The sequence below is a fragment of the Pantoea sp. MBD-2R genome (assembly GCF_039134845.1).
In the GTDB taxonomy this organism is placed as follows: domain Bacteria; phylum Pseudomonadota; class Gammaproteobacteria; order Enterobacterales; family Enterobacteriaceae; genus Erwinia.
In genome coordinates this window covers 2,777,937-2,791,067 of record NZ_CP152417.1, presented here as the reverse complement: position 1 = coordinate 2,791,067, position 13,131 = coordinate 2,777,937, and the positions used below count along the sequence as shown (strand labels likewise).

The 13,131-nt window shown below is 51.1% G+C and carries 9 protein-coding genes; 6 read left to right on the top strand and 3 right to left on the bottom strand.

Translation table 11 applies throughout. The features are described 5' to 3' along the window. The 5 genes from AAGQ96_RS12775 to AAGQ96_RS12755 are packed head-to-tail and all read left to right on the top strand — an operon-like array spanning position 1 to position 9,769. The gene (locus tag AAGQ96_RS12775; RefSeq protein WP_342753734.1) at positions 1-2,406 is read left to right on the top strand and encodes a hypothetical protein; all 2,406 of its coding nucleotides are present in this window, start codon (positions 1-3) and stop codon (positions 2,404-2,406) included. Then, entirely contained in the window at positions 2,403-4,142 is a 1,740-nt protein-coding gene (locus tag AAGQ96_RS12770) for a hypothetical protein (RefSeq protein WP_342753733.1), read from the top strand. Before AAGQ96_RS12775 ends, AAGQ96_RS12770 begins: the two co-directional genes overlap by 4 nt. 1 nt (position 4,143) lies before the next feature. Beyond that, the gene (locus AAGQ96_RS12765; RefSeq protein ID WP_342753732.1) at positions 4,144-6,636 is read left to right on the top strand and encodes a hypothetical protein; all 2,493 of its coding nucleotides are present in this window, start codon (positions 4,144-4,146) and stop codon (positions 6,634-6,636) included. A 58-nt stretch (positions 6,637-6,694) separates the two neighbouring features. Beyond that, positions 6,695-8,185, top strand: coding sequence for a hypothetical protein (locus AAGQ96_RS12760; RefSeq protein ID WP_342753731.1), 1,491 nt, complete (start codon positions 6,695-6,697; stop codon positions 8,183-8,185). Between the two features lie 18 nt (positions 8,186-8,203). Beyond that, positions 8,204-9,769: a glycosyl hydrolase family 28-related protein gene (locus AAGQ96_RS12755; RefSeq protein WP_342753730.1), complete on the top strand. Its 1,566-nt coding sequence runs from the start codon at positions 8,204-8,206 to the stop codon at positions 9,767-9,769. A gap of 32 nt (positions 9,770-9,801) precedes the next feature. On the opposite strand, the gene AAGQ96_RS12750 is transcribed toward AAGQ96_RS12755, so the two are convergent. From AAGQ96_RS12750 to AAGQ96_RS12740, 3 genes are read right to left on the bottom strand one after another with little or no spacing between them, the layout of a single operon-like run. Continuing rightward, on the bottom strand, positions 9,802-11,046 hold the full coding sequence (locus AAGQ96_RS12750; protein ID WP_342753729.1) for a glucosyl transferase: 1,245 nt from the start codon (positions 11,044-11,046) through the stop codon (positions 9,802-9,804). Beyond that, positions 11,039-11,971 (bottom strand): glycosyltransferase family 2 protein, encoded by a 933-nt coding sequence (locus AAGQ96_RS12745; protein WP_342753728.1) that lies wholly within the window; start codon positions 11,969-11,971, stop codon positions 11,039-11,041. Before AAGQ96_RS12745 ends, AAGQ96_RS12750 begins: the two co-directional genes overlap by 8 nt. 3 nt (positions 11,972-11,974) lie before the next feature. After that, positions 11,975-12,328, bottom strand: a complete 354-nt coding sequence (locus AAGQ96_RS12740) for a GtrA family protein (RefSeq protein WP_342753727.1) — start codon at positions 12,326-12,328, stop codon at positions 11,975-11,977. 129 nt (positions 12,329-12,457) lie between these two features. Here AAGQ96_RS12740 and AAGQ96_RS12735 point away from each other — a divergent pair, with 129 nt between their 5' ends. After that, positions 12,458-12,715: a lF-82 gene (locus AAGQ96_RS12735; protein WP_342753726.1), complete on the top strand. Its 258-nt coding sequence runs from the start codon at positions 12,458-12,460 to the stop codon at positions 12,713-12,715. The last annotated feature ends 416 nt before the right edge of the window (positions 12,716-13,131 follow it).

The following is a 13,131-nucleotide window of genomic DNA, read 5'->3' as shown; positions in this document are numbered from 1 at the left end:
ATGGCGAGAATCCCGGTTTATCAGCAGCAGGTTGGCATTCGCGCGGCTGGCCCGTCCACCATCAACACGCCAACGCAATCAACCGATAGCCAGATGGTTTTACAGGGCGTTAACTCTTTCGCAGATGCAGCTATCCGCCTTGGGCAGCAGCAGGCCGCTGTTAAAAACACGCAGTACATGACCGACTTCGTTAACTCGCAGTCGGCGCTAAGCCAGTCCCTGAATGATGCACAACAGAAATCGCAGACAGGCATCGACTACATCCCCGCAGCACAGCAGATCGCAAAGCAGCATGAGCAGGATTTCTTTTCCAACCACCCCGAGCTTAGCGAATCAGAAAAGCAGGATTACACCCTTCGCTGGGCGCAGGCTCGCGGGCAGGTAGAGAATCAGGCCATTAACTGGGGGCAGGGCCAGGCGACGCAGATAAAGCTCAGTAACTTTGAAGACACTGCATCGCAGATCGGATCGCAAATCCTCCAGAATCCGAATGGTTCGCAGGCGCTACAGCAGAGCTGGTTACAGAGTGTTAACGACAGCGACCTGCCACCAGCCATAAAGGCGCAGATGCAGCAGAAAGGCCTGAATTCATGGGAGTACGCTAAAGGGCTGTGGGCAGCGAATAACGCATCTGAGCATCTGATGAGCCAGATACAGGCGCAGAAGCTTGATAACGCTGCGGCAAAAGGTTCTTCCGGCACGCTGGCCACACGCAACAACAACCCGCTAAACCTTCGTTATTCCACCAGTAACAGCTGGCTGGGAAAAGGTGGCGACAACGGCACAGGGTTCGAGCAGTTTGATACACCGGAGCATGGTCTGCGCGCTGGCCTTAAGCTGATCCGCAACCACATCAACAACGGCGACGACACGCTGACATCCCTGATTAACCGCTGGGCGCCACAGTCAGATAACAACAATCCTACTCAGTACGCCCAGGCTGTTAGCAGCGCAACAGGCATTCCGGTTGACGCTAAGCTCAACCCGAGCGATGCGAAGCAGCTGACCAGCGTTGCAAAAGCGATGGCGAAACAGGAAGGCTACGGCGGAGAAATTGACGACGGCCAGGCAAGCAGGGCATGGAATGCGGTAGACAACCCCGCAGCATTAGCTCCTGGGGTCAATACCGGGCATTTATCGATGGAGCAAACCCAGTCCCTGTATCGCATGGCCCAGGCTAACAATGACAGGGCAATTGCTTTCCAGATCGCTCAGCAGACGCAACAGGCCGCGCTGGCAGCTAAACGCGAAACAGCTGCATCACACGCCAGCGACATCATGCAGAACCGGATCGCCAGCGGTGAAATTCCTTCACAAACTGACTGGCAGAATTACACCACCACAGTCCAGGGTACGCAGTATGACGGCGCGGCCGAGGTACTCCGTGGTGCCATGGTTAAAACTCAGCAGCTAATGAATCTGCCACCGTCGCTGGCTCAGCAGCAGCTGGATACCATGCGTCTTGACCTGAAGCAGAATGGCGGATCTGAAACCGAGTACAAAGTGCTCGATGCTGTGCAGCGCGGTGTCGACAAACGCCGTACAGATATTCAGCAAAATCCGCAGGCTGTAGGCGCGCTCGATTCAGGTCAGCCACTTCAGCCCCTAAACGCTGGCGATGCTATTGATCAGCCCGGCACATGGGGGCAGCAGCTCATGCAACGAATGGTTAACTCTGATTCGTTGGCACAGAAGTATGGCCCTACAGCCGGTAAAAACCTGATGACGCCTGACGAACTTCACAACACACAGGACGCATACGCCCGTATGACGCCGGATCAGCGTATCCAGTTCTGGCGCAACACGCAGGCCAGTAGCTCACCGGCGATAGCAACACGTCTGGCGCGCGAGGTAGGCGGCGACTCCTTGCAGGTTTCTGCGGTGGCCAGTCTGGCAAACACGCCTGCGGGTTATACCGCAGCGCTGGCAGTAGATCGGGGTAATCGCCTGATTAACCCAGTCGATGGTGCGGCAAAGGTGAAGTTTGGCGCAGGATTTGAAGAGGACACAATGTCCAAAATCAAAAGCGAATACCCTGGCCTGAGCGTGTCGCAAATCCAGCAACTACTGCCAGTGGTTAAGTCATACCACGCGGGAAGCGGCGGCGACCTTAATCGTCCGCCGGATGGTGACGCGCTGCATAAAATCATCGGCACGCCTGTAAAGATCGGAAGCGCAGCTATCATCGCGCCGCCAGGCATCAGCGAAAACACCTTCAAGGACAGCATCAATAACGGAATAAAGCGCCTGGGTGAATATGCGCAAAGCGTCAACAACGGTCTTCGCAATGGCACCTACACATTTACCCCTGACGTAGATGGCAACCAGGTGCTGATAAATGCCGCTTCTCAGCGAAAGGTTGTTGGCAGCGATGGGCGACCGGTAGTCATTGAGGTAAGCAAATGAGCCTGTTATACGACAAGCAGCTTGACGATACACTGGCGCAGAACGGCGGTGAAAGCCTGAAGAAAATTGATGCTGGTGCTCTTCAGGGGATCGGCATCGGTTTGTCTACCGGGCTACGCAACGCCGGCACGTCTCTGGAGCGCATCGCAGCTAATACTGGTAATGCGCAGATGCGGGTGTCTGGCGCGCAGATGCTGGCGGGCGCTGCTATCACCGGCAGCGACGAAACCCAGCGCGCCGGGCTTGAGTCTGCCGAAGCCGCACCGCCAACGGAAGCACAGCTGCCACAATATAAAAATTTCGACAGCGAGCAGGTCGGTACGGTAGGCACAATCCTTGGCGGACTGGCTCAACAGGCGCCATCGCTGGCTGCTATGGTTGCGAACCCAGTAGCAGGTATCGTGCTGGCTGCTGCTCAGGGGCAGACGGAGGCGCACGCTGAAGGAGCTAAAATCGGTCTTACTGGTGAAGACCTTGAAAACTATGGCGCGGTCGGTGGCCTCACCGCAGGTGCTGGTGCGGCTATTCCCGGCTTTGCTGGTTTCGGCAAGGGCGCTGTTTTATACGGTTCTCGCTTCCTGCTCGGCGGCGCGGAAAACAGTGCTACCGGCGAAATTGACCGTTGGGGGCGTGCGGCCATTCTGGATGATGCTGGGTTTCACGATCAGGCAAGACAAATGCGCCAGGCAGATGCGGCCAGCCGCGTGACCGAATTTGCGTTGGGTGGCGCTTTTGGACTGATTGGGGGGCGGAGCAGGCATCACGATGAAGTGGCTTCACCAAAAATCTCCCCTGAGGTTACTGATCTTAGAACGACTGCATCTCCGGCCAGTGCTGACCAACCTCCATACAGCGCATATGTCGACAGCTTGCAAGAAAAAGCATCGCAGCTTTTATCGCGAGGAGATCGTAAAGTCTGGCAGTCCGAGGTTGCAAATAGCCAGAGGATAATTGACAGGCTTTCTCAGCAGAGAAATCAGGTCGCAAACGCTGAGATAAAAGGGTCTGGTAAGTCACTTTCGCAAGCAAGGGCGGCAAGGTCAGCGCAATTATCTGATATCGACCGGCAGATAGCTCAGGCAAATTCACGCCTGAGTGATGCCAGAGATACCCTGGCGGAGCACTCCCCGGGGGGCAAACTCTTCGAAGCTAAAGCAGAGTTATCAAGGATTGATCAACGTTTGCGCGAAGAGCATGCCAACTCCGTTACCAGCGTACATGAGGATGCCGCGACAGCTCACCTTATTCATGACCATTACGTCACTGAATCAGCACCAGGATTGGCTACTGACGCCTCAACAGAAGCCGGTCACGTCAGGGCTATGGATTCTGCTAACGAATCCATCCACGCAGGAAAGTCTGTGGATGTGTCAGAACACATCAATGAAGAGCGAACCTTTCTCGCGAAAAATGATATCGACACGGGAAACATTGAGCGCGGCCAGCTGAGCGATAACGCTACTCAGCGAATCGACCGGATCGCCCAGGCATCTGATGAGCAGGCTATCCCGCAGCCGCAGACCAATGAACCTCGCCCAGGTGTAATCAGTGAGTTCAACGAAAGGCCATTCGAAACCGTTCGTGAACAGGTTCAGGCATTGCGAGAAACGCACCCGGAATTGGCTGACACGATCGCGCCACACCTTGAATCTATCGAAGCAGAGCACACAGCAGCGCATCAAAACTCACAGGTTTACGATGTGGCCGCCACGTGCGCGCTGAAATACGGGAATTGATATGAAACCACAGTGCATACAGGCCGTTGAAGAGCACCTGTCAAAACTGAGCGGAAAGCCGGAAAAGCTGACGAAGGCGGCTATTGACCGCATCGACTCCCGGATGTATGAGGGCGCCAAGGTTCTGGCCCGGCGCGACCGCGCGGCGTGGCAAGGTATGTCGCCGGACGAGCGCACGATTGCGATCGGCAACTGGGTTCGGGACCAGGAGCAGATTCAGGCCGACAGCGTAGCGCGCAGCAAGCTCCGGCAGATTGCGGCAATCTCCGATGCGGCTAACCGGATGAATGACCTGGCAGCTGCTCGCAAGGACAAGCCCGGCAAATGGAGCAATGCGCTGATAGACGTGCTGGAAGGCGTGGATAACACGCTGCGCGGCGCTGAGCAGGTAGCGGTGCGCGGATTCGGCGACATGCTGAAAGAGGCCAAGGTCGGCGGGCTGGGTGTGGATTTCGGCAACCGCCGCAGCGATGCGTACTTCAGCGACGTGGTGAAGGAGATTTACGGCCAGAATACCGGTAACGCTGGCGCCAGAGCTTTTGCGCAAAAGTGGTCGGACTCTATGGAAGGATACCGGCAAGCGAGGAATCGCGCTGGAGGGACGGTAGGAAAGCTGGACAATTACGCCCCGCAGGCCCACGACCCAACCGTTATGCAGCGGATCGGAAAGGATTCATGGGTTGGCTTCATGATGAAGAACCTCGACCGCAAACAGTATCTCAGCGATTCAGGCCAGCAACTGGATGAAGCGTCTTTGCAAGGCGTGGTCGATAAAATGTACGACACGCTGGTTACTGATGGCGTTAATAAAATATCGTTAGATGACCAAGGGCTGGCTCAGGATGTATCTGTCGGCTTCGGTAGTTCGAACATTGCTCGGTCTCTGAATGCAAGCCATCGTGAGATTCACCTACGTGACGCTGACGCCGTGGTTGAATACAACCGCCAGTTCAGTGATCGCTCACTGGGTTCTTCGTTCTTCTCACACTTAAACCGCGCAGCACGCGACTCCGCAATGATCAACGAGCTGGGGCCTAACCCCGGCATGACGTTTGCCACCCTGCGCGATACGGCGCTAAAGCGCGACAGTCAGATGCCGGGCGCCGTATTTGATGGTGATGGCAGTGTGAAGGGCGCGACACGTGGCGCGTTCAGCCCTGACGCCTATTTCCGGCAGATGGCTAACAACAATAACGACTTTACCACGTTTGATCGGATCAGTAGCGCACTGACCGCTTACCAGGCAGCCACGAAGCTAACCAGCACGGCGCTACGAGCACCTTTCCAGGACACACCGGGCATCCTGCTGAACATGGCTGATGTTGGCCAGCTCGGGAATATCGGCACAATACTCCGGACGGCCTTCAGCCCGAAAGAGGCGGCACAATTCGGCATCGGTGCTGAGGTGGCCACGCTGGCGGCACGGCAGGGCGCAGAGCGAATCATGACGCAGGGCCGCTTCAATATCGGCAATGCAATGAGCCGTTACGCCCAGGCAACGATGAAATATACGCTACTGGATACGTGGACAAACGCCGCGCGCCGGGCCGGGCAAACGTCGCATGCTTTCGCCCTGGCTGACTGGTCTAAGCGTGGGTGGGGTAAGCTTGACGACAGCCAGCGCGCGCTTCTAAACAATGCTGGTATCACGGAGCAGGACTGGGCGCACATTGTTAATCTGCCGCGGCAGTCGTTACGAGGTCAGGATATTCACGATGTATCGGACGTATCGGCGCTTGGCCTTAACCCGGACGACTCCATGCGCCTGCAATCACGCATGATGGGTTTCGTACGTATGGGCGGCGACATCGTTACGTCAGAGCATAACCTGACCGCACAAACCATCATGAGCGCTGGCGGGCGGACAAACGCACTGACGAAGCAGGTCATGCTGTTTAAAAACGCCGGGGCCATCCAAACAGCGCACATGCTCGATCGCCTGAGCAGGAAATCAGGAAGCACGCGCGTCGGTTATGTGGCCGCTACAGCCGCAACGTCGCTCGGTTTCGGGTACATGGCGCTCGCGGCGCAGGCGCTTACCAATGGCCAGAACCCTCCGCCACTGGATGACTGGCGCACCGTGGGCCGGGCGATGGCGGTGGCTGGTGGTTTTGCAATGGTTCAGGATTTGATCACCAGCATGTATGACGCGGTGAGCGGGGACAACAGCGGCCACAGCTCCAGCGCGGTTCCGATATTCGGCGACCTCGGTACGCTTGGCAAAATTGCATTTACGGCACCCACAGACCCCAGTAAGGCCGGATACATGGCTATTCGTTTTGGCCGTCAGCAGATTGCCCCGCTAAATTACTGGTATACGAAAGCCGCAGTCGACCACCTCTTCTTTAACGACGCGGCCGAAGCATTAAACCCAGGCTATCAGCGCCGCCTGAGGAAGTACGCAGATCAGAAAGGGCAGCAGTATTTTTACGACCCATCCGGCAGTCTCAGCGCGCCAGGCGTTGGCGAATACACCAAGCCGTTAGGCCAATAACAAACGATAAATCACACAACCCGCTTCGGCGGGTTTTTTTATGTCCGGAGAAAACCCGATGACCGTATCATCAACGCAAAGCCACATAGAGTATGCCGGAGACGGCAGCACTAAAGTTTTCTCCATCCCGTTCAGGTTCCTGCAAAACGGCGATATCTCGGTAATGGTTGCTGATTCTGATGGCAACATTTCCACACCAACTAACGGCGCCGACTTTAGCGTATCAGGTGCCGGGGGCGATGGCGGGGTAGTTACATTCAACACAGCATACCCCTCAGGATACAACATCCTCCTGTACCGCGACCCGCCAGCAACACAGGAAACTAAATATTACGAGAACGGTAAGTTTCCGGCCGCGTCACATGAAGCGGCCCTGGATAAGCTAACGATGCTCATTCAAGAGCGCGGCTGGAAATTTGACTCACTGGCATTAAAGCGGCCCAGCGTGTTCGCATCATATTACGATGCTGAACAGAATCGGATCGCCAATGTTGCACCGCCTGAAGATGGTGCTGACGCTATCAACAAAAACTATGCGGACGCTATAGGTTCTGGTGCCAGTTCATACACCGATCAGCAGCTGGCAAAAGAAGCGCAAATCAGAGAGGCGGCGGATAACCTTGAAACCAACGCACGAGCTGAGGCTGACGCTAATATTCAGCGGCAGCTTACAGGCGAAGTGCCGCTCGAAGCCAGCGCGTTCTCGGTGATCAGTTGGCACGACCAAACGGTTGACAGCAGTATTGAAATCCCGGCAAATAAAAACGCCTGGTCTTTCGGGGAGCAGTTGGGCATCTCGCCGGGGCAGGTGGTGACCATTGGTGAAAACTCATCATGGACTGTAGCCAACGGCCGAGCAGTTGAAGACGCCGATCTGCATAACGTTATTGCTGACCAGATAACCACTTCGGACGGAAGTAAAGTGGTGCAGGTGGCAAGCCTGGCATCTGAAAGTGAAATAACAAGCTTGCAGGCTCAGGTTGATGCTCTTGGCGATCGAGTGACGACTGAGGAAAGCAAGGTCAATGACATCGCACATGGCGGCACTGGTGCCAATACGAAAGACGGCGCAAGGACAAGCCTTGGTGCTGCCGCCTCTGGTGCAAACAGTGACATCACAAGCCTTCAAAAAGTCACCTCAATAACCGGCGTGAAGGATGGTTCGTCGGCTGCTGCTGGTAGCATTGGCGAAGTTATTGAGGCTAACGGAACGGCCACGGCCTTAACATCGGGCACTGCAAAATCACTGGTTTCAATAAACCTTACGCCTGGCGACTGGGATGTGTCCGCCACGATGTTGCACGAGCCGTCAGGAGCAACCATATCTACCTGGGTGGGAAGCATCAATAACAACGCAACAGCAATTGCTGACTTCCCCAACAGGGTGCATCAGTCAGTATCGATAACGGGTTATAACTCCGTAGTAGTACCGCAAAGAAGAATCAATATTTCTGCAAACACAACTTTTTATCTGACGACGTTCGTTAATTTTGGAACATCCGGCACGGTAAATGGAACGGGTTATATTCGTGCTCGCAGGGCGCGCTAATTAATAAGAGAGGATTTAATGAGTAAATTACGTGTCGACCAAATTTCTACAACCGATGATAAAAACACTGTAAATGTAGAAGATATTAACAAAGCATCCGCCATAGATCTTAGCCATTTTTCTAATTTAAGCTTAGGAGATTGGGTAGGGCAGTACCGGTCACTTAAAAGCTTTGGTGCAAAAGCTGATGGCTCCACAGATGACACCGCGGCTATTCAGGCAGCTTTCGACTGGGCAGCATCACAACCTCGTGGCGCTGTATTGTGGTGCAACCCTGGCTCATATAACCTGACGAAAAAGATTGTTTGGGAAGGAGCATCAAGCCAGATATATCTGCTGGGTGCCGGGTCTGGTGCGAGCGTAATTCAATGGACTACAAAGGCTGTCAGCGCAGGGCTTGAAGGTGGTTCATCCACTCCGGTCGCACAGTTTTTTGCCGAAGGCCTGACGCTGGTAGCAAATATTGTCACTACGGCTCCGGCAATCAAAGTAACGTGCAATAGCGGATCGCCTAAGAGCATTATCTTGAAGGAGATTAACGCATTCGGAAGCGCGGTTGGAGGGACAGCATCAGCTGGCTACTGGGGCGACGGATTGGCGGTTTTGGTCAACCCTGTTTATCCGGTAATTGAAAATTGCTATTTCTTTGGCATTGGCGGAGCGACATCGGTAGCCAAAAGCAACCTGATCAACTCCGGATTCAGGATTGATGCCAAGCAGGGTGTATTCTTCGCAAACTTCAGGAACTGCTTCGCTAATAATGTAAATAACGGCATCTGGCTTCGATCGAGCGGAACACCAGGCATTGAGGGTGCAATAATCTCTGAATGCAACATGAACAGCACAAATATCGGCGTTAATGCTCAGGCACTTGCAGCTGACACCGGGAATTCCAGCTATTATCCTCCGCAGCTCTTCATTGACAAAAGCCAGTTTGAATATATTCAACGCGGGGTTTCTGCAAACCACCTTGCGATGCTCAGCATTACTAACAGCCTTTTTTATGCTGACGCAACGGCCGACTCTGCAATTAATCACATAACAATCACAGATGTGAACCATTCAGTTGTTTCCGACAACTTTATGGAATCACGGCCGATCCATACCTCGATTAATGGCGTGTCTGTAGTTGGTTCAAGCTCATATGTGGATGTGCATAACAACTATATCAAAGTGCCTGCTGGCGCCTACGGTGTCGTATTTGCCGGAACATCGTCATACTGTAAGCAAAAAGACAATATCGTGCTGGGCGGTAGCGAGTACGCGAACACGTCGAGCAACTCCGCAACAAACACGGCCATCGCCTATGACTTAAATGGAGAGTCATCATACAGCGTTGGGAAATACATCAAGAAGTCCGGATCCAAGACTGCGGCGCTTGGAACAGGAGGTTCTTTCTCCATCAGCTTTGGCGCCCCGTTCCCTAATTCTATTGTAAGCATTGTTGCTGTTAACGGGGATTCAGGATCAAGTCAGGTTCCGGTAATCATAACTTCTCGAACGGCTTCAGGGTTTACTGGTTTCTTTGTGAATGGCTCAAGCGGGGTAAATGCGAGGGTGGATTACGAAGCGACAGGGATGTGATTTGTATAAAAGGGGCTTTCGCCCCTTTTGTTTTACTTCTTAATCAGATTCATCGCCCATCCTGGAGGGTTTATCTGAATCTCCATTTCCTGACCGTCAGGAATGGTTTTAAACTTTTCGATATCCTTCATATAACCAACCTCATCTAATGGCTTTATCTTGAAGCTGGATATCAATACTGGCAAGACGATGACGGCCAGCAGAGGTAAAATTATCTTTGAGTACTTATCGACTTTGCTCAGCATGAATAAAATAAAGCAGAACAAAGAAAAGTTAGTTACAAAGAAATAACGTTCCCCTGCGCCACCCATCAGGAATACTGGCCATTGCGGTTCGGTAGGACTCATCATTGGCTTAGCTAGCGCAAAACCTATCATCAGTATAGGCAGTAGGCAGGCCGCCTTGAATCGCCAGTCAGAGCGAATAAAGTTGTAAATTATCAAAGAAGAAAGAATCAGAAATACAACAATATTGATTGCTGTCTTCTCTCTTAATGAAGATATCAAATCATTTGTGAAGAATGAGCCGCCAACAACCCTAAAGCTAATTATATCAGCAAGTAATGGGAAGGTTGCTCCAAGTGGAGCAGATGATCTGTCAGCGCCTGATGAGTGTATAATTGCTGCAACCTGAATCAAGAAGCAAAGCGTAAACAACACATCAAAAGTGTTAATCCCTTTCAGCGTGTTTAAAATGCCTTTCCTTTGATAAAGGCGCTTAATTAGCAACCCTGGGGCAATGAAGGCTATAAACGGGCCGCTGAGTCCGCTAAGGATAATCAAGGCGTAATCATGTGCTTTCCACGCTTTAGTTTTAGCATCATCTGTCATTACGATAGCCATAAGGTACATTGAGAGATACCAGTGAGCATTCGTTATATTGACGTAACCCTCTACAAGGTTAGGCATCAAAAGGAAATAGAGTGCAGCAGCAACTCTGTATCTCATCTTAATGAAATCGAATCTGCTTGATAAGATAAACATCAGGAAGAAGCATCTTATAGAGATGGCAATAACATTTGCTGTAAATGAAGCGTGCTCAACCCCAAAAAAAAGTCCTATGCCATAGGCCAGTATTGATATGGTCTGGTAGTAACCATTCTGTGGCAAAATAACTGTATTCCAAAAACCTTTGTTATATATGCCCTCCATCCATATTTTCCCATCCTCAGCCCATGGCTGGGCTGAAAGTATTATGTCTGGCCTTCTTGACATGATAGCCAAAAAAATTCCACAGAAAATCAATATCCATTTGATATTTCCTTTTGTATTAATCATGCGAACCATCCCCTTTTGCTTTACCCTTTATTATGTAACGCGGCCTGCCTTTAGTCTCAATGTATATCCTTCCTATATATTCACCAAGAACACCAATACCAATAAGCTGAACGCCACCTAAAAATAGTATTGAAACGAAAATTGATGAATAGCCAGGAACAGGATTACCCCATATCATTTTATCTATAATCATCCAAGCGCCATATAGAAATGATATTAACGCAACAACAAAACCAATATATGTCCATACCCTTAAAGGGAATGTTGAGAAAGATGTAATTCCCTCAAGAGCAAGATTCCAAAGCTTCCATCCATTAAACTTGGTTTTACCGGCATATCTCTCAGCTCTTTTGTATTCAATGATTACGGTTTTTCCGCCCACCCAGCTCAATACGCCTTTCATGAAAAGGTTTTTTTCGCCTATTAGTTTGACGTTTTCGACAACTTCGCGAGACATTAATCTAAAGTCGCCTACGTTCTCTTCTATTTTTGGCTTGCTAATTTTATTGTGTAGGCGATAGAAAAGTTGGGCGCTTTTGCTTTTCATATGGCTGTCCGAACTTCGATCAGACCTTTTTGCCAGAACCACGTCGGCGCCATCCTGCCATGCTTTTATCATTTCAGGTATTAGTGATATTGGATCTTGCAAATCAACATCAATTGGAATTACTGCGTCCCCAGTGGCAAGCTCAATTCCTGCAAAAAGAGCAGGCTCTTTCCCAAAGTTTCTTGTGAAAGATATTGCTTTGATGAAATCATAATCATTTGCATATCCGTCAATAATAGATTCGGTAGAGTCGGTGCTTCCATCATTAACAAAAATTATTTCTACTTCGTAATCAGAAAGATTCCTAAATACACTACCGCAAAAAAGCTGTATAGAATCTTCCTCATTATAAACCGGAACAACCAGGGATATTTTCATAGCCTAATTCCTGAAAACGAAAAATTTTGAATATATGAAGCCAGCAACAAGGCTTATTCCTGAAAAAATGCATAGCGTCAAAACAGGAGGTAGTCCCACCGCGTCAGCTAAATAACCGGTTAAAGCTGCCACCGAGCCCATAAAAAATACATAAAGCACATAGCGGATAGCTGTGGCCTCTGAGCTGAAAGTCCACTTCGCGTTAACAAAGAATGAAAACGTTACAGCAACGCAGAATGCAGCGAAATTTGACAGGGATTGATTATTGCCTTCATGCATCAGAAGGGCGAAGACACCCCAGTGTATAGCCGTATTTAAAATCCCAACAGACATATACCGGGAGAATAATTTTATCATTGCTTATCCGTTATGAGCGTCTTGAGCTGATGCCAGTTTTCGATGGGGCAGTACTATACCAAAATGCAGTTGTCAGTTCACTAACGCTTAACTACTGTATATAAAAACAGTATTTATGTGAGGTGGCGCATGGGCGGCAAAGACGACAATTACAAAGTGGTTTACCGGGGCGAGTCGCTCCTGTTCACGCGAGAGGGCGAATGGGTATTTTTCCAGCGCCCGAAACATTGCGGCGGCGGCTGGTGGCTGGGCCGGGCATATTCGGACTGTTTCTGGCTTGAGTTTGAGCGGCCGACATCGCTGTCGGTTGGGATACTGTATCTGTTGAGCCTGGACAGTGTCAGAAGGCAGTCAGAAGACTTTGAGGACGATTTTAAGCTTACATGACGCAGATGCGTGGTTACATGCTTTACAGCTCACAGAGTGTTTCACGAGCTTAATTTTGGGTGTAGCACACCTGTAGCACAAAAAAATACCGCAAAGCAGCTTAAAACAACCCATGTGATGGATTCTGCCTTGCGGTATGTCTCTGATAAACCCTGAATCAACCTGAACTACACCAACCTTTCAAAATCACACCTCGGTATGATGAATATGCAGGTGTAGTAAACGCAACGCGCTATCTGAGTGACCCATTTGGCTGGCGAGGCGTTTATCCAGCGCCAGCAGATGGGGGACCAACAGGTGGGATCGGTTCGATCTCTGCTTTTCGTTACGCCATGACATTCCTCCCTCTTATAGGTTTTAGCAGGGGAGTGCATATCTGCATGCCAGTGCTTGCCAGTGACAGGGGAGAAAAGTTT

What these genes read in the sequence shown, in the direction of transcription:
- AAGQ96_RS12740 (WP_342753727.1), bottom strand. Translation starts at nt 12,328, where the DNA reads ATGATAAAATTATTCTCCCGGTATATGTCTGTTGGGATTTTAAATACG.
- AAGQ96_RS12765 (WP_342753732.1), top strand. Translation starts at nt 4,144, where the DNA reads ATGAAACCACAGTGCATACAGGCCGTTGAAGAGCACCTGTCAAAACTG.
- AAGQ96_RS12745 (WP_342753728.1), bottom strand. Translation starts at nt 11,971, where the DNA reads ATGAAAATATCCCTGGTTGTTCCGGTTTATAATGAGGAAGATTCTATA.
- AAGQ96_RS12770 (WP_342753733.1), top strand. Translation starts at nt 2,403, where the DNA reads ATGAGCCTGTTATACGACAAGCAGCTTGACGATACACTGGCGCAGAAC.
- AAGQ96_RS12735 (WP_342753726.1), top strand. Translation starts at nt 12,458, where the DNA reads ATGGGCGGCAAAGACGACAATTACAAAGTGGTTTACCGGGGCGAGTCG.
- AAGQ96_RS12760 (WP_342753731.1), top strand. Translation starts at nt 6,695, where the DNA reads ATGACCGTATCATCAACGCAAAGCCACATAGAGTATGCCGGAGACGGC.
- AAGQ96_RS12775 (WP_342753734.1), top strand. Translation starts at nt 1, where the DNA reads ATGGCGAGAATCCCGGTTTATCAGCAGCAGGTTGGCATTCGCGCGGCT.
- AAGQ96_RS12755 (WP_342753730.1), top strand. Translation starts at nt 8,204, where the DNA reads ATGAGTAAATTACGTGTCGACCAAATTTCTACAACCGATGATAAAAAC.
- AAGQ96_RS12750 (WP_342753729.1), bottom strand. Translation starts at nt 11,046, where the DNA reads ATGATTAATACAAAAGGAAATATCAAATGGATATTGATTTTCTGTGGA.